At 63.0% G+C, this 22,542-nt stretch carries 16 protein-coding genes and 2 pseudogenes; 6 read left to right on the top strand and 12 right to left on the bottom strand.

Annotated features, from left to right (window positions below; genetic code table 11):
- Nucleotides 1–137 precede the first annotated feature (137 nt).
- Nucleotides 138–2,432: a catalase/peroxidase HPI gene (katG, locus tag QFZ36_RS11330; protein ID WP_306636516.1), complete on the top strand. Its 2,295-nt coding sequence runs from the start codon at nt 138–140 to the stop codon at nt 2,430–2,432.
- Nucleotides 2,433–3,083: 651 nt separating this feature from the next.
- Here the strand turns inward: katG and ppsA are convergent.
- The 3 genes and pseudogenes from ppsA to QFZ36_RS11345 all read right to left on the bottom strand — a co-directional run bounded on the left by ppsA (nt 3,084) and on the right by QFZ36_RS11345 (nt 8,737).
- Nucleotides 3,084–5,476 (bottom strand): annotated as a pseudogene (gene ppsA, locus QFZ36_RS11335) (phosphoenolpyruvate synthase).
- Between the two features lie 147 nt (nt 5,477–5,623).
- Nucleotides 5,624–6,437: pseudogene (locus QFZ36_RS11340) on the bottom strand (pyruvate, water dikinase regulatory protein).
- Nucleotides 6,438–6,913: 476 nt separating this feature from the next.
- Complete coding sequence (locus QFZ36_RS11345) at nt 6,914–8,737, bottom strand: tannase/feruloyl esterase family alpha/beta hydrolase (protein WP_306636518.1); 1,824 nt, start codon at nt 8,735–8,737, stop codon at nt 6,914–6,916.
- 634 nt (nt 8,738–9,371) lie between these two features.
- On the opposite strand from QFZ36_RS11345, the gene QFZ36_RS11350 reads away from it, so the two are divergent.
- Together QFZ36_RS11350 and QFZ36_RS11355 are read left to right on the top strand one after the other, a co-directional pair.
- Nucleotides 9,372–9,830, top strand: a complete 459-nt coding sequence (locus tag QFZ36_RS11350) for a hypothetical protein (RefSeq protein WP_306636519.1) — start codon at nt 9,372–9,374, stop codon at nt 9,828–9,830.
- Between the two features lie 562 nt (nt 9,831–10,392).
- Nucleotides 10,393–11,025 carry a hypothetical protein gene (locus QFZ36_RS11355; protein WP_306636520.1) on the top strand — a complete coding sequence of 211 codons (633 nt, stop codon included), beginning with the start codon at nt 10,393–10,395 and terminating at the stop codon, nt 11,023–11,025.
- 9 nt (nt 11,026–11,034) lie between these two features.
- Here the strand turns inward: QFZ36_RS11355 and QFZ36_RS11360 are convergent, their stop codons facing one another.
- Complete coding sequence (locus QFZ36_RS11360; protein ID WP_306636522.1) at nt 11,035–11,472, bottom strand: hypothetical protein; 438 nt, start codon at nt 11,470–11,472, stop codon at nt 11,035–11,037.
- A 382-nt stretch (nt 11,473–11,854) separates the two neighbouring features.
- On the opposite strand from QFZ36_RS11360, the gene QFZ36_RS11365 reads away from it, so the two are divergent.
- The 3 genes from QFZ36_RS11365 (at nt 11,855) to QFZ36_RS11375 (ending at nt 14,296) form a co-directional block, all read left to right on the top strand.
- On the top strand, nt 11,855–12,202 hold the full coding sequence (locus tag QFZ36_RS11365; protein WP_306636524.1) for a hypothetical protein: 348 nt from the start codon (nt 11,855–11,857) through the stop codon (nt 12,200–12,202).
- 133 nt (nt 12,203–12,335) lie between these two features.
- Entirely contained in the window at nt 12,336–13,487 is a 1,152-nt protein-coding gene (locus QFZ36_RS11370; RefSeq protein ID WP_306636525.1) for a TauD/TfdA family dioxygenase, read from the top strand.
- Nucleotides 13,487–14,296, top strand: coding sequence for a TauD/TfdA family dioxygenase (locus QFZ36_RS11375; protein ID WP_306636527.1), 810 nt, complete (start codon nt 13,487–13,489; stop codon nt 14,294–14,296). Before QFZ36_RS11370 ends, QFZ36_RS11375 begins: the two co-directional genes overlap by 1 nt.
- Nucleotides 14,297–14,712: 416 nt before the next feature.
- Here the strand turns inward: QFZ36_RS11375 and QFZ36_RS11380 are convergent, their stop codons facing one another.
- The 8 genes from QFZ36_RS11380 to QFZ36_RS11415 are packed head-to-tail and all read right to left on the bottom strand — an operon-like array spanning nt 14,713 to nt 22,286.
- A complete protein-coding gene (locus tag QFZ36_RS11380) occupies nt 14,713–14,874 on the bottom strand; it encodes a hypothetical protein (protein WP_306636529.1) in 162 nt (53 codons plus the stop codon).
- Nucleotides 14,871–16,247, bottom strand: a complete 1,377-nt coding sequence (locus tag QFZ36_RS11385) for an NtaA/DmoA family FMN-dependent monooxygenase (RefSeq protein WP_306636531.1) — start codon at nt 16,245–16,247, stop codon at nt 14,871–14,873. Before QFZ36_RS11385 ends, QFZ36_RS11380 begins: the two co-directional genes overlap by 4 nt.
- 9 nt (nt 16,248–16,256) lie before the next feature.
- Entirely contained in the window at nt 16,257–17,342 is a 1,086-nt protein-coding gene (locus QFZ36_RS11390; RefSeq protein ID WP_306636533.1) for an LLM class flavin-dependent oxidoreductase, read from the bottom strand.
- Nucleotides 17,339–18,172: a DUF1684 domain-containing protein gene (locus QFZ36_RS11395; RefSeq protein ID WP_306636535.1), complete on the bottom strand. Its 834-nt coding sequence runs from the start codon at nt 18,170–18,172 to the stop codon at nt 17,339–17,341. Before QFZ36_RS11395 ends, QFZ36_RS11390 begins: the two co-directional genes overlap by 4 nt.
- A complete protein-coding gene (locus tag QFZ36_RS11400) occupies nt 18,156–19,274 on the bottom strand; it encodes an LLM class flavin-dependent oxidoreductase (protein ID WP_306636537.1) in 1,119 nt (372 codons plus the stop codon). Before QFZ36_RS11400 ends, QFZ36_RS11395 begins: the two co-directional genes overlap by 17 nt.
- The gene (locus tag QFZ36_RS11405; RefSeq protein WP_306636539.1) at nt 19,271–20,326 is read right to left on the bottom strand and encodes a transporter substrate-binding domain-containing protein; all 1,056 of its coding nucleotides are present in this window, start codon (nt 20,324–20,326) and stop codon (nt 19,271–19,273) included. The genes QFZ36_RS11400 and QFZ36_RS11405 overlap by 4 nt, the downstream gene beginning before the upstream one ends.
- Nucleotides 20,327–20,337: 11 nt before the next feature.
- Nucleotides 20,338–21,171, bottom strand: coding sequence for an amino acid ABC transporter ATP-binding protein (locus QFZ36_RS11410; protein WP_306636541.1), 834 nt, complete (start codon nt 21,169–21,171; stop codon nt 20,338–20,340).
- The gene (locus tag QFZ36_RS11415) at nt 21,168–22,286 is read right to left on the bottom strand and encodes an amino acid ABC transporter permease (RefSeq protein ID WP_306636543.1); all 1,119 of its coding nucleotides are present in this window, start codon (nt 22,284–22,286) and stop codon (nt 21,168–21,170) included. The genes QFZ36_RS11410 and QFZ36_RS11415 overlap by 4 nt, the downstream gene beginning before the upstream one ends.
- Nucleotides 22,287–22,542 lie beyond the last annotated feature (256 nt).

The following is a 22,542-nucleotide window of genomic DNA, read 5'->3' on the forward strand; positions in this document are numbered from 1 at the left end:
GCTACGGATACATGGCGTGGCAGAGCCTGGTCAGGTACTTAACCGGGCTCTTTCCTGCTCCCCTGCTCATGGTTACATAGGAGAGTTTGCAGCGGCTCCCCGAGTCCACCAGGCCTCGGCCATATGGAAGGAAGCACATGACCGATCCCCAGGAACATCCCCCGGTACCTACTCCCGGAAGTGCCCAGGGCCTGGACAGCAAGGCTGAAGGCGGATGCCCGGTGGCGCATGGCAGCGTGACCTCGCACGGCAGCGAAAGTGAAAATCCGGCCATTGATTCGCCGCAGCCCAAGGGGCACCGGCCGCGGACCGTCGCGGATTGGTGGCCCAACCAGCTGGACCTCTCGGTGCTTCACAGCCATAACCCCAAGGGCAACCCGCTCGGCACTGGCTTCAGCTACCGCGAAGAGTTCCAGAAACTCGACGTCGAGGCGCTTAAGCAGGACATCACCGAGGTCCTCACCACCTCCCAGGACTGGTGGCCGGCGGACTTCGGCCACTACGGCGGCCTGATGATCCGGTTGAGCTGGCACGCTGCCGGCACCTACCGCGTCCAGGACGGCCGCGGCGGTGCAGGGGATGGCAGCCAGCGGTTCGCGCCGCTGAACAGTTGGCCGGACAACGCCAACCTGGACAAGGCCCGGCGGCTGCTGTGGCCCGTCAAGCAGAAATACGGCCAGAAGCTTTCCTGGGCGGACCTGCTGGTCCTGGCCGGCAACGTCTCCCTCGAATCAATGGGATTCAAAACTTTCGGCTTCGCCTTCGGCCGCGAGGACGTGTGGGAGCCCGAGGAGATTTTCTGGGGGCCTGAGGACACGTGGCTTGGCGACGAACGCTATATCGGCGAGGGCCAGATGTCGGAGGAGGTCGGCTCCACGGAGATGGGCCTGATCTACGTCAACCCTGAGGGACCGATGGGCAACCCGGATCCCAAACTCGCGGCAGCCTTCATCCGCGAGACCTTCAAGCGGATGGCGATGAACGACGAAGAGACCTTCGCGCTGATCGCCGGTGGCCACACCTTCGGCAAGACCCACGGCGCCGGTGACGCCGACGCGCACGTGGGCCCGGAGCCGGAAGGCGCCAACCTGGAGGCGCAGGGGCTGGGCTGGCTCAGCACGTACGGCAGCGGCAAGGGTGGCGACACGATCACCTCGGGCCTCGAGGTCACGTGGACGGACCGGCCCACCCAGTGGAGCAACCGCTTCCTGGAGATCCTGTTCGAGTACGAGTGGGAGCTGGTCAAGAGCCCCGCCGGCGCCCACCAGTGGGTGGCCAAGGATGCCCCGGAGATCATCCCGGACGCGCACGACCCTAACAAGAAGCACCGCCCCACCATGCTGACCACGGACCTGTCGCTGCGCTTCGACCCGATTTATGAGGAAATAGGGCAGCGCTTCCTGAAGAACCCGGACGAGTTCCAGATCGCCTTCGCCAAGGCCTGGTACAAGCTGCTGCACCGCGACATGGGCCCGGTTGGCCCGCACATGCTCGGGCCGTGGGTTCCGGAAGCGCAGCTCTGGCAGGACCCGGTTCCGGCAGTGGACCACGAGCTGATCGACGAGCAGGACATCGCCACCCTCAAGGCCCAACTCCTGGACTCGGGCCTGTCCGTCTCACAGCTTGCCAGTACGGCATGGGCCGCGGCGTCCACCTTCCGCAAGACCGATCGGCGCGGCGGCGCCAACGGGGCGCGGATCCGGCTGGAGCCCCAGCGCGGCTGGGAGGTCAACGAGCCTGAGCAGCTTCCGACGGCGTTGCAGGCCATTGAGAGCGTGCAGCAGGAGTTCAACGCCGCCCAGGCCGGGGGCAGGAAGGTCTCACTGGCTGACCTGATTGTCCTCGGCGGCTGCGCCGCGGTCGAGAAGGCGGCGAACGACGGCGGGTTCCCCGTCACTGTGCCGTTCCGGCCCGGCCGCACCGACGCCGAACAGGACCAGACCGACGTCGAATCCTTCCAGTACCTGCAGCCGCGGGCGGACGGGTTCCGCAACTATGTGCGCCCCGGCGGGAAGCTCCAGCCGGAGACCCTCCTGCTGGACAAGGCGTACCTGCTGGACCTCTCCGCCCCGGAGATGACAGCGCTCGTAGGCGGCATGCGCGCCCTCGGCACCAACGTGGGCGGTTCCGCCCACGGAGTCCTCACGGACAGGCCGCAGGTCCTGACGAACGACTTCTTCGTTAACCTGCTCTCCCCCGGCACGAAGTGGAAGGCCTCGGAGGCGGAGGAGAACGTCTACGAGATCATGGACGTCGCCACCGGCGAACTGAAGTGGACCGCCACACCGGTGGATCTGGTCTTCGGCTCCAACTCACAGCTCCGTGCGATCGCCGAGGTCTACGCCAGCGACGACGCCAGGGAGAAGTTCGTCAACGATTTCGTGGCGGCCTGGGTGAAGGTGATGGAGCTCGACCGCTTCGACCTGCGGTGAGCGCGCTTTACTGAGTGACGTGTCCGGGCCGGCTGCAGCTGTGGCCGGCCCGGAACACGCGGAGCGCTCTGGGCTGTACTGATGTTCTGCTCAAAGTTTTCCTCCCCTTTCGGCGCCTATGCATTGATGAGAGATGCTTTGGACGCCTCGGCACTTGCATGCGCATCGCGACTCGTTGCTTGGAGGTTGATAGTCTTCGTCGGTTGTGACTCAGGGAGCACCCGGCCAGGTAATAACTGGGCTGGTGCGTCCAGTTACGGACACCCCAACCTGACGCCAGGCAGAAGTGCTGATTGGTGTCAGTCCGGGATGGCTGTAAAACGAATTGACGTCTGTTACTAGCTCTTCCTAGGTTTCTACCTGACACTTGTGGTTAGGAATGGCATGACCGGGCAGCGCCTCGGCTACAGTCAGGGTCAGCAGTGGACCAGGACATCGAGCGCCAGCTTGAAGTATGGAGCTGGACATGACCTTCACTGACAAAGCTTAGGGCAAGGATATAAATCGCCCCCAGCTTGAGGATCTCCTTCGCTTCAGCCCGACTGTGACACCCTCTTCGTACATTGCATGGAACCGCCTTGCACCGGAATCTGGCCGACGTCGGAGTGTGAGACAGCCCGGAAAAACAGATGGTATCGCGGCGAGGCGATGTCAGCTCGCCTCGGCGCCGCCGGGTGTGCGGGCGAGCCGGAGCCAAGTGTCCACTACGGTGTCGGGATTTAGGGAGACGGAGTCAATGCCTTCCGCCACCAGCCAATCCGCGAAGTCTGCGTGGTCGCTGGGGCCTTGGCCGCAGATACCCACGTATTTTCCGCGTTCTTTGCATGCCTTGATGGCCATGCTTAGGAGCATTTTGACGGCGGGATCTCGCTCGTCGAATCCGGCCGCGACAGTGGCGGAATCTCGGTCCAGGCCCAGCGACAGCTGCGTCATGTCGTTGGAGCCGATGGAGAACCCGTCGAAGTACTCCAGGAAGTCCCCGGCAAGTAGGGCGTTGGAGGGAATCTCGCACATCATGATCACTTCGAGGCCATGCTCCCCACGGACTAGTCCGTTCTCGGCCAGTAACTCGATGACGCCGCGGGCCTCATCGAGGGTTCGCACGAACGGGATCATCAGCTTGACGTTGGTAAGGCCCATTTTATTGCGTACGAAGGACAGGGCCTCGCATTCGAAGTCGAAGCAGTCGCGGAATGATGGGTCCAGGTAGCGGGAGGCGCCCCGGAAGCCGAGCATCGGGTTTTCCTCGTGGGGCTCGTACGCAGGCCCGCCAATCAGGTTTGCGTATTCGTTGGACTTAAAGTCGGACATCCGCACAATGACCGGCTCCGGCGCGAACGCCGCGGCGATGGTGGACACCCCTTCGGCCAGCCGCTTGATGTAGTAGTCGCGCGGGGTGTCGTAGGCGGAAATTCGTTCACGGATTTCTGCGGCGACGTCCTCCGGTTGGTTGTCCAGGTTCAGGAGGGCTTTGGGGTGGATGCCGATTTGGCGGTTGATGATGAATTCCAGTCCGGCTAAGCCCACCCCGTGGTTGGGCAGCTGCGCGAAGGTGAAGGCCTGTTCCGGGGTGCCGACATTCATCATGACCTTGACCGGCGCTGCCGGCAGGTGTGTGACTTCAGTTTCCTCGACGCTGAAGTCCAGAAGGCCTTCGTAGATCACACCGGTTTCCCCGTCGGCGCAGGAGACCGTCACTTCCCGGCCGTCGGCGAGGACGTGGGTAGCATCCCCGGTGCCGACGACGGCCGGAATGCCGAGTTCGCGGGCAATGATGGCTGCGTGGCAGGTGCGTCCGCCGCGGTTGGTCACGATGGCAGATGCCCGCTTCATGATCGGTTCCCAGTCCGGGTCGGTCATGTCCGCGACGAGGACATCACCGCTCTGGAAGGTTGCCATCTGGTCGATCGCGGTGAGGATTCGGACCTTACCGGCGCCGATGCGCTGGCCGATGGCGCGGCCCTCGGCCAGCACCTGGCCGGTGCCGTTGAGGCGGAACCGGCTCAGGCTGCCGGAGGCCCGGCGGGACTGCACTGTTTCAGGGCGTGCCTGCAGGATGTACAGGCCCCCGTCGATTCCGTCCTTGCCCCACTCGATGTCCATTGGACGGCCGTAGTGGTTCTCGATAGCGAGGGCGTGCCGCGCGAGCTGCTCGACATCCTCATCAGTGAGGCTGAAGCGGTTCCGCAGCGAAGCCTCAACGGGAACAAAGTCAATGGTGTGACCCACTTCGCGGTTGCTCGTGTAGGTCATTTGAAGGGCTTTCTCGCCCAGTCCGCGCTTGAGGATCGCCGGGCGTCCGGCATGGAGGGCAGGTTTGTAGACGTAGAACTCGTCCGGGTTCACGGCACCCTGGACGACAGCTTCGCCGAGGCCATAGGAGGATGTGACGAACACTGCGTCCTGGAACCCGGACTCGGTGTCCATGGTGAACATGACCCCTGAGGCGCCAACGTCGGAGCGCACCATGCGTTGGATCCCGGCTGACAGCGCGACTTCGGCGTGTTCGAATTTGTGGTGCACACGGTAGGCAATGGCGCGGTCGTTATAGAGGGACGCGAATACATCCTTGATGGCGAGCAGGATGTTTTCGATGCCGCGGACGTTCAGGAAGGTCTCCTGTTGGCCGGCGAAGGAGGCATCCGGAAGGTCTTCGGCGGTAGCGCTGGAGCGGACAGCCCAGGAAAGGTCCTCGGAGCCGCCATGCTTGTCCACCAGTTGCTGGTAGAAGTCGCGTACCTGCGCTTCAAAGTCAGGCAGGAAGGGTGTCTGGCGGATGAGGTCCCGGATTTCCTGGCCGGCCGAGGCGAGGGCGGTTACGTCATCGGTGTCCAGGCCTAGGAGCCGGTCGACAATCTTTTGGTCCAGGCCTGAATCTGCCAGGAAGCTGCGGTAGGCATCCGCTGTTGTTGCAAGCCGTCGGGGACCAGGACCCCGGCAAAGCTCAGGTTCTGAACCATTTCACCAAGGGAGGCGTTCTTTCCGCCTACGCGGTCCAGGTCTTTCAGTCCGAGTTCTGAGAACCACAGTACGTTTTTCGTCATTTTTACTGCTCCTTTGCAGATGGTGCAGGGGTAACCGTTCACTAGCCGCGACCACAGGTTGCTGGACGGAAAATCCTGTCTACAGTTACAGGTCTTCAGCGCTCTTTCCACATGATGTACGCCACACAGGGCCAGTGAAATCGTTTTTCAGTGCTTAATGTTCATCCGTTGCAGGATGGTCGCTGCCATCTCCTCCACTGAGACGGTGGCCGAATTCAGGTACGGGATCCTATGAGATACGTACAACTGCTCTGCGCAGCTCGAAGCCGCACTGCCGCAGGGAGGCGTACGGTGAGCCGCTGCGGCGTTCGGTGCGAATCTGGCTAAGGCGCAGGGGGTTAGATGAGAGGCCGAAACATTTCGAAACGAACGGTCTGAGTGGCTTGGGAAGCCCTTCCCGTTCAAAGTCTTCATCTACCAGTGGGAAGTTCGCCGCAAAGATGCCGTGTTGGAGTGCCAGGTACATGGTGGTGGGCGTTTTGCCGCACCGAGATGGAGCCACCAAAATGACCTGCGCTTTTTCGAGAGCACGCAGGCTCTGACCGTCGTCGTGTTCCATGGCGTACTCGACGGCCGCCATACGGGCTTGGTAACGAGCCGCGTTTCCGAGGCCGTGCGCCCGCCCCGGTTCTCCGCTGGCCGGGGTGCTGAGTGCGTGCTCCAACTGCCCGACATACGTCCCAATGAGATCCACGACGATCCCCTTGCACGTCGCCAGAACCTGCCTGATATCGCTGCTTACTGCAGTGGAAAAGACAATTGGCTGCGGGCCACTGGCGGCGACGCCGTTGATGGCCTTCACTACGGATCCGGCTTGTTCGACGGTGGTGATAAAGGGAACAGTAATACGGTCAAAATGATTCGCGGGGAACTGCGTCAGCAAGGTGTTGCCGAGCGTTTCCGCGGTGATGCCCGTACTGTCCGAAAGGAAGTAGACGGGTCGACGATCGTCCTTGGTCATAACCAATTCTCCACTCTCGTAGTAGGGGCGTGTGACAGACCCCGGAATGACGCCAGGCGCCCTGCGACTGATTGTCAGTAGGGTCCGGTCGTTCATTTCTTTACATGCCCTTTGGGTAGCTAGAGGGTTGATTCGTGACAGCTTCAGTCCGGGCGCATTGGTCGGCAACGTGGCTGAGGCTGCCGGGCGAACAAGGGGTCTGAGTAGTAATGGAACAGGATTGCGCGTTTAGCCGAACTGTTGAACAAACTGCTGGAAGAAAACCTCTAGATCCCCTTGCGGTAGCACGGCGGCGCGAGCAAAGGGAAGGCCGGTAGCCACCCGTTAGGGGGCTACCGGCCTTGCAGCAGAGTGGGTGGACTAGTGGCAGAGTCACCCCATCATGCCTTAGGACGCCCAAGGCCGCCGACTGTCATGTGCCGGCGGCCAAGGCGGCCGTTATGCCGTGGTTTCAGACCGTTGCGAAGCCAGCGGCGCTACTGGCAGGTGTAGCTCGCAGCAGCGTTCACATCCCCACCGAGATACTTCACCCGCTCGGGGTACATGCACAGCGGGCGCGAGCGGCTACCGTCAGGCGACGTTGCGACAAAGGTGTCGGGTGCCTGGTTCCTCTCCACCCAATCGACCAGTGCGAGGTAGACCTCGTCCTTGCCGATGTCGGACACGAAGGGCCCGATTTGCGGGGTGGTGGCACTGTTCGCGTCGATGCTGCCAACGCCGCCGCCGTGGCTGCGGCCGGGCAGCATGAAGAGGCGATGCACATCCTGCGCTTTTTGGATGCCGCCGAGAATGTCGGCAGACTCCTCGTAGTACTTGGTCATCATTTCCACCGAGTTATAAGGGTCGTGGGTACCGGTGATGGTGATCATCTTGGACCCACTGCGCTTGAACTCTGTCAGATCTGGGTTGTCCGCGTCGATGTTGGCGAACGCCGAGTCGTTCAGGGACTTGCCTGCGGGGAAAACCTTCGCAAACTCTTCGTAGCTCATTTCCATCCAGCGGTTCTCGCCGGTGCCCGACGCGTTCTTGAACCCGGGATACGTGTACGAGAGATCCTGCAGGTTAAAGGCGAGCTGGCTAGCCGTGATCTGGGCAATGACCGGTGAAACGGGAGTTGCCGTGGTTGCATCCAGTACCGTACCGCGGGTCGGGCCCCACCATAGATGGTTTGGAGCGCGGAAGGTGTTGCGACCGTTATCGACCGCCGGATCGGGCACGGATCCGTCGACCGTCGGGCCGTACCAGATCTTGTTGAACACTTGCGCTTCCACCTTGGTCACGCATGAGGCAGTGGCATTCGTGCCTCCATCGGACGGGCACAGCACGCTGGCGTCCTTCGTTGGGTCATACTTGCACTCGTCGTTGTATGTCAAGTAGCCATCGTGTGTGCCGTTCACGGCCGTGTCGCAGGAGTTCAATGCCGCGCGTGATACGGCATCCCTCTTCTCCTTCGTCAACAGAGGCAGCCCCTTGTCCGCCAGGTCTCGCTGCATCACAATCTGCGGCCACATGAGTCCGGGCATAAATTGCGTCTGGTCGAGGGAGACAGAGTCCGCCAGGATGCCGTCATAGTCGCCCGGGAACATCTGTGCGGATTGATACACCGCGCGGCCTCCGCTGGACTGGCCATAGATGTACGAATACTTGACCGGCTCTTTGTAGTAGGCCTTTGCCAGTGCTTTGGTGCTCACGGCCATCTCGTGCACGGCCCCGTAGGAGAGCTGCTCCCATCCCAGGGCGTTGGGCGTTCCGTCAGGCTGCACGAGAAACTCCCCCGAAAGCGGGCCCCTATCGTGGCCGCCATCAGTATAGACCGTGACGCTGCCTTTGGCAGCGGCGTAAGCACCCATCCTCGGCGAGTAGATGTCGGTCACAGACCTGACCCCAGGCATGCCCATGAAACCCCCTACCGCCGTTGCGCGGATGCGCCTATCCCACTTCTCCGGAGCGGGCAGCCACACCTCCAGGCCGACGCCATCCGTTGTCGACGGTGCACCGGCCGGTCCGGGGTTGCTCTCACCAACAAGCATTTTGACGAGGCATACGTCCGACTCCGCCTTGGCCGTGCCTGCAGGCGGAGTTTCCGCCAACGACAATGCGTCGCCCGCTTTGAAGGCTTTTACCAACAACACTCGGGTTTCCGGAGTCGGCTTGAATGCCGTCTTCATGCTCTCGTCGCACGAGAGCGCAACCGCCGCGCGGTCCGCGGGAGGGGCTGCGGCACTGGCGACCCCGGGTAAACTCCCCACGCTGAGCGCGACCAACGCGGTCGCGAGGATGGGAAACAACTTTCTTTTCATATTCGAACTCCCTAAGTTTGTCGCCTCAGGAGGCGACAGCGCCAAACCAAAGCTTCGGCTTCGGTTTCCGTCGTCAATCCGTCTGCATCCCGCTTTCGGCGAGATCACACCTTAGTGACCCCATTTGCTGCCGCTGTCACCCATGCATCAACTGACTCTCCATTAGCCGTTGCCATTTTGGTACGCCTCGACAGTTGGTAAGACCATTCGCAATGTTGGCATGATCAAAGGATGTGGTCAAGCTCACGCGTTGACTCATTAAGGTGCGCGCGTAGAGGACATCGAAGAATCATTTGGTAATTCGCGCGTAGCGGGGTGTCTGCCGGTCGTCGGGTCTCCGGTGAGGGTATGCCTGCTGTTATGAGCTGACGATGAGCGAAGGCAAGGCTATGACGAGGATTTTGGCCAGGGAGTACCGCCGTGCCTCAAGAAAGCGCAAAGGCGAAACCCTGAGTCAAAGCTGCGACGCGACAGGCTGGCACCGCAGCCATGCCCGCAAGGCGATTGGGTTGGCCCTGGCGATCAAGGTGGCGCGTCCGCGCACGCCAAGGCCGCCTCTCTACGGCGACGCGGTCATCGACGCGCTGCGGTTCTGCTGGGCGGTCCAGGGCACCGCCTGCGCGCGCTTAACAAGGTGGCCATCCACGGCCACCACGCTGATATCGTTGCCGACATCAAAGGGCTCCCGGAGTTCAAGGACTGGGCCTCAACGTTACCCTCGGCATGCCCTTCGACGCCACTCATCAACGCTGTTCCGGGCGGCACCGACAAGACAACCAGCACGGACATCGTCCAATTGACCTGCTACGGAAACTGCTCGGGCTACTTCCCCGGGTTCGCCGACGACGACCAGCAGGTCGCGCAGTGGATGGAGGACCTGTACACGGTGGCACCCCAGCTTCGCGGCCGGGTCCCCTCGATGTACACGCCCAAACCTGGCAGCACTGCTTCGCCTTACTCAGCCCCGAGCGGGCAGAAGCCTCTTCCGCAACTTCAGCGTTCGATCAGATCGCTGCACTTTGCAGGCTATTACACCTCCGAAACCGCAGGGACGCACGGGGCACCGCCGAGGTCGATCGCGTTGCTGCACTGATTGGCAACTCCTGCAGCCCCCGGGTCAGCGGAGACACAGCGGCATAGCACCACAGCGGCTGGCGGACCGGCTACTTGGGTTTGCGGAACACGGCCCTTGTATAACCGGACTCATTTGATCCGGAGAACTTGCTCGCCGTGGAGGTCGCCCAGTTGGGGCCCACCCCAACCTGACACCGGGGCGTTGTGTTGTTGGGCCCCAGATATAAGGGACTTCATCCGGGGCCAACGAGAGGCTGGTCCCACCGCCGCCCACAGCCAGGGACAATTCTCATGGGTTATCCACCGCTACTGCTGCTCCGGGAGCTAGTCCAGGGGCACCCGCTATCCAGCCGTGGATAACCCGAATTGACCCCAACTGTGGACGGAACAGAGCCACCAGCGCAGCTTGTCCGAGCCTCGCTTACTGGTAAGCGTGCATATTCCATTTCGAACTATTCGCACCCCTTGAAGTCGCTGTTCGTCGTGTTAGGGCATACCCCAACCTGACACGGCGCATCCGCGCACGAGAAAAATCGGCGCGTGAAGCAGCGGCAGCCGAAGACCAAAAGGGACGCGAACTGATGTCCCGACTCGAGGGCGAACGCGCAGCCGCACGCGCACAGCTCGCACCTGCGCTGGATGCCCGCTGGTGGGATACAGCCGAAGCAGAAGACATCGTCCGCGTCCACCAAACCGCCACGGCGTGGAAGGGCCAGGACCCCATGGCGCGGTCCGCGGCAAACGCCATTCGAGATCAGGTACAGCAACGCTACGCCATCGACGTTAACGCCCTGGGCACAGGTGTAGACGGTGCAGCCGCACTTAGTGAAGCGGCACGCGCAAAGACGCACGCTCAGGAAGAACGGACAGCGGCAACAGGAGAAAACTCTCAAGCCGTCCACCTTCTCGCAGAAGCCAAACGGGCCGACAAAGCGCAGCGCGAAAAGGTCGAAGCCGACAATGCACGCCCCGAGCAGCCAGCTGATGAAGCGGGGGCAGCTTACGACTCATTCGAACGGCGTGAAGGCTTGGCAAGAAGCCTCGAGCACGTAGCGGACCGGGAAGCGGTGCTGGCAAGAATCAATGCAGACAGGGACCAGGCAACCCCGCCGGCAGCTGCCGTGACTGCCTGGCAAGGGAAGTTCCATAAAGTCCAGAAAGCCCGCACGGCCCTTGGAACTTCGCAACAGGTGCAGAGAGATCTAGGCCGGTAGCAGGATTCTTTATTCTGCGAGGGTTGGTTCTGCGGGTCCGCTTTGACGTTCGCTTGGCTCACATTCGGGATGCCGCATGGACCATCCTCGCCGTATATCAACAACGTTTTCATTCTCGAGGTCTTCCCCGGCTCCAAAGAGAGTGAAAACGGGTCGATTCGCTTGTACGTTACAGGTCCGACTGATCCCGTCAGCGTCGCGGGCCTTGCCTGTCGCGATCGTGACGCCTTCCTTCGGAAGTTTGACGTTAATCGTGTTTCCCCAAGGACCCCACTCCAAGTCGACCTCGACCGTGGTGTCGACTTCGGTTGGCTTCGGCTTGATCTTTATCCAGACCATTCCGGAGTAGTTTGCCGGCCAGCAGCCGAAGTGATTTTTGCGGGCCCATTCTTCAGAGTCTCCACTCCATGGATCCCAACGGCTGCGCCACAATGACTTGATCGACATAGCTACCCATCCTCCCCCTCCATATAGCTTGTCTAAGTGGTCGGCATGTTTCAAGGGGGGAAGGTTGGCGTGCTCGTACCGTGAGAGTTGCGAGCGAGAGATGACAGGGCAGGTCGATCCTGTCTCGCGAGCTGCTTCCGCCCACCGTTCCTGGGCTTCCTCATAGGTCCGTAGACCCACACGACCGCGAAATTTCCTCAGTGCGAATGCGAGTTCATGCGGATCCGTCGCGACGGGACCCGGGCGTTTTCCATGCACGCATTCCCTCTTCCGTCCCAGCTGTCTCAAAAACGTCCCGCAAGCCCTGACTTCCCGGGGCTCCGGGTCACGATATTCCTATCACCGATTAGGCGGATCGGGATAAAGGGAAAGGGCAGATCCAATGATTAGGACGAAGATACGTAACACTGCAGCAGCACTGGCGCTAGCCGCAGCAATCACCACAGGAGGAGCAATTGTTGCTCCTCAGCCGGCGGAGGCAGCCGTCGGCTACTGCGGCGGCGGGCGCTGCACGGTCTACCTCAGCAAGGCAGAAACCCGCGACCTGGGCAACGGCCGCGTACCGGCACCCCCGGCATCAACTCCCGTTCAACTCCGGACTGCGTATTACGCGCTGGCTTACGGACACCGGTGGTTCGCCCAGCAGTACGCCAACAGGGGCTGGTGCTCCGGATTCCAGTTGTCCATTTACCCATGGGAATCACAAGGCTACTTCGGTTACGCCTGCTAGTGAACTGAAGGTGTGGGCCGCGACTGCGGCCCACACCTTCCTGCCATAAGGCGGTCAGGAAGCCGCCACCCCGTAGCCGCAAACGGCTTCATCAGTTACTCAGGCGAAAACGAGATTAAGGCGGCTACAAAAGATGACTACCAGCCTCGTCAAAAGGGTCTTCCAGGAGTGGGCGACCATCGAACTGGACGACGACGAGTCGGTTAGGCTCGCTGAAGCAGCAGCACGGTCCACTGCCGATCCACGCGTAGATCCGGCCCGCTTTCGTGAGGAAGCCAAGAACGGTTGGGCTGCACTCAATCAAAGCACCAGGAACGGAGTCGAGCAGTTCGCCAAGGGAACGACGTCTCGTCCTGAGGTTTACGTCACAAACCTTCCCGTCGATCCCGATCTTCCTGCCACACCACTTATCGGCCAAACGACGGATGCCGTGACCAACACCTTGGGCGAGTTCATCATGGTCACATTCTCACTCGCACTGGGATTCCCCATCTCCTACCGTGATCAGCGGGCCGGGCGTCTTGTGCATGATGTGTACCCGACCAGCAAAAACGCGGAAAAGGTCTCAAGCCAAAGTTCTTCTGTATCCCTTGGGTTCCACACTGAGATGTTTTTCCATCCCGCTCCGCCCGATTTTCTGATCTTGCATTGTCTCCGCGCAGATCCTGCCGGCAAGGCCGCCACCAGCATCGCATCCCTGACTGATATCCAGCGCCAACTCACCGTTCAGGAAATCGCGGTGCTGACTGCGCCAATGTTTGCCATGGATCTAGCCCGGCTGCACGGCACCTACCGATGTGAAGGCCGACCCATTCGGCATGCTGATCCACGCCCGGTTTTCCAAATCATTGATGAACATGCTGGCGGTGTCCAGTTCCGGTTCGAACCAGAACTCACCACCGCAGTAGGGCCAGAAGCACGCCAAGCCATGGCAGCTGCCGACAACGCGGCGGAGGCTGTCTCTGTTTCAGGACGGCTCGAACAGGGTGGCATGCTGCTTCTCGACAACCGCCGGGCGGTGCACTCGCGTTCGCCCTTCCGGGCCAACTTCGACGGCAACGATCGTTGGTTGCGCCGTATGATGGTCGGCTCCCACCCTTCAGGTGACTCATCAGGCGGGCTAGCCGCACGGGGATTTCATGAACGCCCTGATCTTGAACTGGCCAAGGCATGGGAACGCACTGGTGCGTCGCTGCAGGTTATCCCCTATTCAACGCAGGAGCAGATGGCCCAGACCGCTGCCCCTACCGGTGCAGCCATGAACCAGACGGGAGAAGGACACTGATGAGCCTGCCATGGTTGACGGATATCGAATACGGCTCAGCTACTGAAGAGCTACTTGCAAAGGACATGGACGCCGAGCTTCAAAAGCATGGTGTCGTCAGGCTTACAGGCTTTCCCGCTACGGCCAACGAACTCATCCGTCTCCTGGAACACTTGGGTACTCCTCTTCGGTACTACGGAGGAGACACTGGGACGCACCCGCATCATAATGCAATCTGGCGGGTCAGTTACGATCGCGAAGGAGCCCGACGCGGTGAAGCTCACGCTGTCGATGGTCCGCTGGCCATGCATTCCTCACAGTCACTTCTGGAACCAAGACCGCGGTATTTTTGCATGCTGATGGTAAACCCAGGCTGGCAGGACCAAGCAGAAGGAATGAATGGAGAGTCCCTGCTCGTGCCGTGGGCTGATGCCCTAAGAACGCTCAGCGAGGCGGACCCCTCAGATTACATGAGCATGCTGAACACGCTCCGGTCTGACATCCCCTATCCGGACGGGCTCACCCGCTCGGTTGCCTACTCGATAGAACCCAAACAAAACGAGTTCGATTACGGCATCAGACTTAAGAGTGACCTGCTCCACCACCTGCAGGAAATCCTGCCAGGTGCCGATATAACCCAAGTTGTAAAGGCATTGGTTAAAGCGGCTCAACGGGCTGCCCTTCGCGTGCAGCTCACGGCGGGAGACCTCATCATCGTGGACAACAACCGCTGGGGTCACGGCCGGGAAAGCGTTATTGGTCAACTGCCCACCGGGGGTGGCGGCTGGGATGTCAATCCGCGCGAACTCTGGAGCCTGACTCTCGCCTGAGTCAAGATCGTCTCCAAGTCATCTCTATCGTCCAATTTGCTTACAGAGCGACGCTCCGGTCCATATGACCGGAGCGTCGCCTGCGGTAAGGAGGGGGCAGTCCGACCTTCTCGCTGGCCAAGCCTGCATCCATATAGAAAGGGTTGCACGCTCCCGAGCTGCTACAACGTACAGTTAGTTGAAGGTTTTAGCAATTTACTGGTAAGCGTGCATATTCGATTTCGAACTATTCGTTCTCTTTGAGGGGCGAGATTTGTCCGACGGGGCACACCCCAACCTGACGTCAGGCTACAGGCCCAAAGGCGTCAGAATAGGGTCGAAACAAAGATTCCCAGTCACATCGCCAGACACACCCCAGGTTTCAACCTGACACCTTTGGCGCCGATGGTGGAATCGGCAATCCGAAGCCCCAGGACCTACAGCCGCTGCTCCCACACCGTCAGCTGGAGCGTGACAGCCCCAAAAGAAGGCTCGACGGCGGCACTCACTTCAGTGCCGCCGTCGAACACTCCAACAAAGCCGCGGCGCGAGGTCCGGAACCTGCGCCGCAGCCACCCGCCGAGGCGGTCTGTGCTCATGATGCGCGGACCGCCTCAGCAGTCTCGTCAATGGAACGAACGGGCGTTTCCAGCCCAAGGTTTTCGCGAAGCGTGCTGCCCGCGTACTCCGTGGGGTAGACGCCGCGTTCCTGCAGTTCCGGCACCAGGTGGTTCACGATGTCGTCCAGGCCGGTGGGAACCAGCCACGGCGAGATGTTGAAACCGTCCACTGCCCCCACCCGGGCATACTCGGCCAGCTGGTCCGCCACTGCCGTGTACGAACCGGTAAAGGTGGCATCGACGCGGGCCGTCTTGGAGGACACGAACTGGCGGATGGACAGGCCCTTGTCCTTGGCCTCCGCCCGCCACTGGTCCGCCAGCTGCCGGGCCTTGGCGCCGTGGAATCCGCTGCCGCGCGTCTCGGAGGTCTCCTCCACCACAGGATCGATCTCCGGCAGCGGCCCGTCGGGATCGTATTCGGACAGCTCGCGGCCCCAGAACTGCTCCAGGTACGCCACCGCCTGCTGCGGGCCGATCTGCAGGCTCCGCACCCACTCCTTCTTCGCCAAGGCCTCTTCAGCCGTCGGTGCGAGGATGAATTCGCTGGCCGGCATGATCTGCACGGCGTTGGCACCGCGGCCCGCCGCCAGCGAACGCTCCACCAGATCCTTGCGGAACTCTACGGCGTCGTCGAACTTGGGGTGTGCCGAGAAGATGACGTCTGCCTGGCGGGCGGCAAAGTTGCGGCCCTCCGGGGAGTCGCCCGCCTGGAAGAGCACGGGCTGGTACTGGGCACTGCGGGGCAGGCGCGGCGTGACGTCCACCGTGTAGTGCTGTCCTTCATGGAGCACCCGGCGAGCGGGCCCCGCCGCGGTTTCCCAGGAATCCCAGATCCGCTTAGCCGTTTCCACGAACGCTTCTGCGTGCTTGTAGCGGTCGGCGTGGTCCAGGTAACCCCCGCGCCGGAAGTTCGCCCCGGTCCACGCGTTGTCCGTGGTCACGATGTTCCACGCCGCACGGCCGCCCGAGATCAGGTCAAGGGAAGCGAGCCGGTGCGCGAGGTCTGCGGGATCGTTGTACGTAGTGTTCTGGGTTGCCACCAGCCCGATGTTTTTGGTCACCGACGCGAGGGCGGCAAGCATCGTCTGCGCATCCGGACGGCCCACCACATCCAGTGCGTGCGGGCGGCCCAGGTGTTCACGCAGGCGCAGTCCCTCGCCCAGGAAGAAGGCGGCGAACAGCCCGCGCTCGGCGGTCTGGGCGAGGCGGCGGAACGATTCGAAGTCGGTCTGCGAGCCGGATTCTGCCGCCTTCCAGATGGTGCCGGAGTTCACGCCCTGGAAGAAGATACCGAACTGGATCTTGCCCGACGGCGTAAAGACCTCGGATTTTGCACGGTTGTGCTGAGTCATGGTTTTCCCTTACTTTTCGGCGCCGGCGGCGGCGGCTGCGTAGCGGCTGGCCGGGCGCGTCAGCCCCAGCAGGTCACGGAAGGTGCCGTCCTGCACAGGCGGCCGGAGCACGCCCCTGCGCCGAAGCTCCGGCAGCACCAGCCGGGAAAGCTCGTCCAGCTCCAAGGCGAGCGACGCCGGGTGGAGGCGCACGCCGTCGGCCTCCTGCAGGAGCGATCCCAGGAAGTCCGTGAGGCCTTCAGCCGTGCCGGCATACTGTGCGCGGCCGCCGTCGAACCCGGAAGAACGCTCGCCCGCAGCCTGCCCGCGCGAGTCCAGGACGACGTCGAGCTCGGCGATCACTGCCACGGACGCACCAACCCGGGCACGCACATCGCGCACCTCGGCGGCGAGCAGTTCAGGCGTCGGCGCGGTGACCAGTACAGCGTCAACGGCATCCGCCGGAATCTGTCCCTCGCCCACCAGCGACGCAGCGGCAAGGACCGGCAGCTGTCCCTGCAGCGGCCTCGGGATGATGGACGGACCCTTCACCGAGTATGCGGGGCCAGCGAAATTTGCCGGAGTTTCGAAGTCCGCATAATGCAGCTTGTCCACGTCGATGTAGCGGCCAGTGGTGACGTCGCGGATCACGGCGTCGTCCTCCCACGAGTCCCACAGCCTCCGGGACACCTCGATAGACGCCGCGGCTTCCTGCGCGAGCACCTCACCGCCAACTGAAGAACGTCCGACGGCGGCAGCCGCCTCGGGTGATTCCGCTGCCGTGGCGATCCACCCCGCCCGGCCGCCGGAAACATAGTCCAGGCTCGCGAGCTGGGTGGAGACGTGGAACGGTTCGGTGTAGACGGTGTCCACTTCGGGGACCAGGGCGATGGTGCGCGTCACCGGCCCGGCGAAGGCCGCCCGCTGCAGCGCGTTGGCCCGGCCCTGAAACGGCGAGTCGGTGAAGGTGGCGGCGTGGAAACCGGCGGACTCGGCTGCAAGGATGGCTTCGCCGAGGCTCGCGAAGTCCCCGCCGTCCCAGCCGGCGCCGTCGAGCTCGATGGCAAGGAACCCTGCCGGGCTTGTTGAAGGCACGGGTGTTTCAGAGGTGCTCACTGCTGGTCCTGACGTTCGTAGGGAATCTTTTCGCCGGCCTCAATGGCCACGGGCAGGCGGTTTTCCGCTGGCGGCAGCGGGCAGGTGGCGAGGTCTGTGTAGGCGCAGGGCAGGTTCACGGCCCGGTTGAAGTCGAGCTCCACGGACCCGTCCGCAGCGGGCACCACGGACAACGAGCGGTTGGCCGCGTACGTGGTCCTGCCGGAGGTCTGGTCCGTGAACAGCACGGAGAGCGAGCCCGGGGCATGGCCGTTGAACGCGGTCAGCGCCAGCTCCTGGCCGGCCAGCTTGAAGCGGATCTCGCCCGGCGCCTCGTACACATGCTGGATGCCTTCGACGGCGGCACCCACCGTGGTAGGCCGCGGCGCCTCGAACGGCACAAAGGTTCCACGGACGGCGTACGCCGCATCCGGCGAGTAGGCCGGCGTGCCCTGGTAATCGCGCAGCAGCCCGTTTTCCGGATTCCGCGGCCGCACAATGTACTCGCCGCCGCGCTTGGCCAGCTCAATCACGGTATCGCCGGAGGCGAGGCTGATCCCGCCGCGCTCCTCGATGGGGCCGAGCGTGAGCGTGGTGCCCCCCTCGGTGTTGAGCTCCTTGCCGTCCCGCTGCAGGCTTTCGCCCGGTTCGAGGACTACGCGGACGACGTCGGCCTCCACGCTCCAGGTGCCGGGGGCACCTTCCAGCCGGGTGGCTTCGCTGCCCAGCCAGTGCAGGTGGGTCACCGCCAGGAAGCCGTGCGGGTGGGCGCGGTGGCGTTCGTGGGCTGCGTGCCATTCCTGCCAGTCGGCTTCGAAGGCTTCAAATGCGGTCTCAGTGGACGTAGGCAATTTCGCTCCTGTTGGTTGCGTGGGCGGATTCGGGGCGGCTGCCGTAGGGGTCTTCGGCTTCCCACAGCGTGGTGGGCGCAGCTGCCCGGACAGCCGGGATGACCTCCAGGGCAAACCGCTCCAGGATGTCCAGCTGCTGTTCAAACGGCAAGGTGGTGGGCAGTGAAATGGACTGCAGGTCGTCGCCGTACAGAGAGTGGTAGCTCAAGATCTTGTCGATGACCTGTTCCGGGCTGCCCACCAGGGCGGGACCTTCAGCCACGGCGTGCTGGATGTCCCGGAAGGGCGAGTTGTTGCCGGGCACGTTTCGGTTGGCCGTCAGCGCTTCGTAGACCGGGCCGAACTGGCGGATGGCCTCCTGGGTGGTGTCGGCGATGAACACACCACCGGCGCCGCTGCCCGAGCCGAGGTACTGCTGCCGGGGATCGTGGCCGTGCCGCGCATACTCTTCCCGGTAATGCTCGATCAGCACGTGGTAGTTCTCCCGCGGCTGGATGGCGTTGGCCGTAAAGAGCGGATCGCCCCACTTCGCCGCCAGCGCGGCCGACGTCAAGGTTGTAGCAGAACCGTGCCAAATCCGGGGCGGACCATCAAAGGGACGGGGTGTGGTGGTGGTCGGTTCCGTCAGCGCAGACCGGAAGCGGCCGGACCAGGTGACACCCTCCTCGCGCCAGAGCCGGCGGAGCAGTTCGTACTTTTCGGCCAGCAGGTCCCACTGGTCCGCCAGGTCCAACCCGAACAGCGGGTACTGCAGCACCTCGTTGCCCTTACCGATCACCAGTTCCAGCCGGCCGCGGCTCAGCTGGTCGATGGTGGCGTAGTCCTCGGCCACCCGCACGGGGTCAAGGACGGAGAGGACCGTGACGCCGCTTTGCAGCCGGATCCTGTCCGTGACCGCCGCGATGGCGGCCAGCACCGTGGTGGGCGATGAGGAGATGAACTCCCCCGCGTGCCGCTCCCCCACGGAAAAGCTGTCGTAGCCGAGTTCCTCGGCCCGGCGCGCGGTCTCCACCACCTGGTTGAGCCGGTCCGCCGTGGAGACAATCTCCCCCGTCACCGGGTTCTTCAGGTGCGGGATGATGTCCAGGACCTGGAACTTCATGAGGTCTTTCCTGACGCCGACGGCGTGGCCGTGGGGGCAGCCTGGGAAGCCGCGAAGCTTTCCTCAGTGATGGTCTTGGACTCCGGCAGGGCCTCCTCGGACAGGCCCCAGCGCTCGAGTACCTCCCCGTACGAGCCGTCCTTGATGACTGAGTTCAGGGCTTCGGTGATCACGGGTGCCAGGCCGTTGCCCCGCAGGGTAGTGGCAGCCACGAGGGTTTCGGACGGCCAGCCGGCGTTGACCTTGCCCACCACTTTCAGGTCGTCGCGGGTGTTTTCCCGGTACACGGTGGACGGGTAGGGTGCGATGTTCAGGTCGGTGCGGCCGGAGGAGAGTGCCAGGATGGTGTCGGCGTCGGAGGAGTAGTACTGCAGGGTGGCCGGCGCTTTGCCCTTGCCCTCGAGCTCCTTGTTCCATGCCAGCAGGATCTTTTCCTGGTTGGTTCCGGACCCCACGGACACCTTCAGGCCGGAGATGTCGTCCGCGCCCTTGATGTCGTAGGTGGCGGATTTTTTGGCCTCAAAGCCCATGAAGGCAGCCCGGTAGCTGGCGAAGTCGAACAGCTTCACCCTGTCCTTGTTCACGCCCACGTTGGAGAACACAGCCTCGAAGTCGCCCGACTGGGTCTTCAGCGGCCAGTTCTCCCAGGACGTCACCTGGACGTCCAGCTCGAGGCCCAGCTTGTCCGCCACCAGCTGCGCGATGTCCAGCTCTGAGCCGATGGGCGTCTTGTCGTCGGTGGCGTGGAAGGTCAGCGGGATGGAACCGGCGGTGGTGGCGATGGTCAGCTTGCCGTCCTTGCCGATCAGCCCGGGAACCTTGGCGGCGAGCGCCGCATCCTTCTCCGCGCGGACGCGCTGCTGGTCCGGCGAGGTGTTGTAGACGACGCCGTTGCGTGCCGCCGTCGTCTCAGCTCCGCCGGAAGCTGCGGCGGTGGCGCCGGGATCAGCGCAGCCTGCGAGCGCAGCAGTACCAAGAAGTACGACGGCGGGCAGCACCGTCAGGGAGCGTGCGCGGCGTGGGCGGCGGGAAGGGCCGGTGGGAAGTGCCATGGGGGAATCCTTTAGATGTTGAAAGCCGGCTCGAGCACTTTGGAGAAGAAGCTCCGGGTGCGCGGTTCCTGCGGGTTGGTGAAAATCTGTTCGGGGGTGCCCTGTTCCACGATCTGCCCCTGGTCCATAAACACCACGGTGTCCGCCACGTCGCGGGCGAAGCCCATCTCGTGGGTGACGATGATCAGCGTGGTGCCGGATTTCGCGAGTTCGCGGATGACGTCCAGCACTTCGTTGACCAGCTCCGGGTCCAGGGCCGAGGTGGGCTCGTCGAACAGCAGGATCTTGGGGTCCAGTGCCAGTGCGCGGGCGATGGCCACGCGCTGCTGCTGGCCGCCGGAGAGCTGGCGCGGGTACGCGTCCGCGCGGTCCTTGAGGCCCACCCGGTCCAGCAGCTCGAGGCCGCGGCGCCGGGCCTCCTCCTTGGAGCGGCCCTGCGCGACGACGGGGGCTTCGACCACGTTCTCGAGTGCGGTGAGGTGCGGGAACAGGTTGAAGCTCTGGAACACCATGCCGATTTCGGTGCGTTGCTTGAGGATGTCCTTTTCGCGCAGCTCGTGGAGCCGCTGGCCGCGGACTTCGTAGCCCACCAGCCTGCCGTCAATGGAGATGTAGCCGCCGTCCACCTTTTCCAGGTGGTTGATGGTGCGCAGCAGGGTGGACTTGCCCGAGCCGGACGGACCCACAATGACGGCCACGCCGCCAGGTTCCACCGTGAGGCTGACGCCCTTGAGGACCTCTGTGGCGCCGAAGGACTTGTGGACCTTGGTGATTTCGACCAGGCCGCGGGTGGCGGGGGCCGGTGTGGCGGCAGTTGCTTGGGCAGTAGGGGTTGCGGTGCTCATCGGGCGTTCCTTGCGTTGTTGACCACGGCGTGGGTGGCGAAGAATTTGCGGGCCTTCTGAAGGGGCGTCAGCGGCAGGTTACGCACCGCGCCCTTGGAGTAGTGCCGTTCGATGTAGTACTGGAAGACGCTGAGGACCGAGGTGATCACCACGTACCAGAGGGTGGCCACCAGCAGCAGCGGCAGGACCTGCTGCGTGCGGTTGTAGATGACCTGCACCGTGTAGAACAGCTCGGAGTAGGCCAGCACGTACACGATGGACGTGCCCTTCACGAGGCCGATGATCTCGTTGAACGCGGTGGGCAGGATGGCCCGCATGGCCTGCGGCAGGACGATCCGGGTGGACCTGCGCCAGGCCGGGATGCCCAGTGCGGCCGCGGCTTCCAGCTGGCCCTGGTCCACTGACAGGATGCCGCCGCGGATGATTTCGGCGGAGTAGGCGGCCTGGTTCAGGGTCAGGCCCAGCACTGCGGCCGCAAATTGGCTGATCAGCGTGGTGGTCTGCACCTCGAAGAACCGGACGTCGGTGAACGGGATGCCCAGCGAGATCTTTTCGTACAGGTAGCCCAGGTTGTACCAAAGCAGCATCTGGACCAGCAGCGGGGTGGACCGGAAGATCCAGGAGAAGGTCCAGGACACCGAGACCAGCAGCGGCGATGCGGACAGCCGCATCAGCGCCAGGATGAACCCCAGAACGAAGCCCAGGATGCCTGAGATCGCGGTCAGCTTCAGGGTCTCAAGCAACCCGTTGATGACGGACTGCGCCGTGAACCACTGCGCCACCACGCCCCACTCCCAGCGGGGGTTGGTGGCAAGGGACCAGGCGACTGCCAGGAGCCCGAGGGCCACAAATGCTGTACCCACCCAGCGCCAGGGATGCTTCGCGGCCACCACACGGTAGGCGGAGTAATCGGTGGCCACCCGGGCGCTCCGGTTTTCCGGCGGGAACCCGCCGGTACCCGAAACATCCGTCCCCGGGGTAACGGTCTCTGCAGTTGCGGCGTCTGTTGTAACGCCGCCGGCATCCGGCCGGCCAGCAACGGCGTCCGGTGCCGCACCGGCAGCTGACTGTGCTGACGTTGTTGACTGCGCCGCCGTAGTTGCTGCTGAACTCATGCGCCACCTCGCTTCTCTGGTTTGGGCCGGGACTGTTTGACCCGGTTGCTGGCTGCAAATCTAGGACCGGCCGGAATGGGGCAGCAAGGCGGCAAGTTGCATAACTTCACCGGAGTTCGCACAGCGTCATGAGTCGGTTTTTTGCGTCCCTTGACGGGATGTGACGCGGAGTTAACGGCCGTGACCAGGCGCTCGACCGCCGTCGGAATCGCTGCCTAGCATGGGCACTCCAGCCACCCCCAACCGCCGCTACCAG

It is taken from the genome of Pseudarthrobacter siccitolerans (genome assembly GCF_030823375.1).
Lineage (GTDB): Bacteria > Actinomycetota > Actinomycetes > Actinomycetales > Micrococcaceae > Arthrobacter > Arthrobacter siccitolerans_A.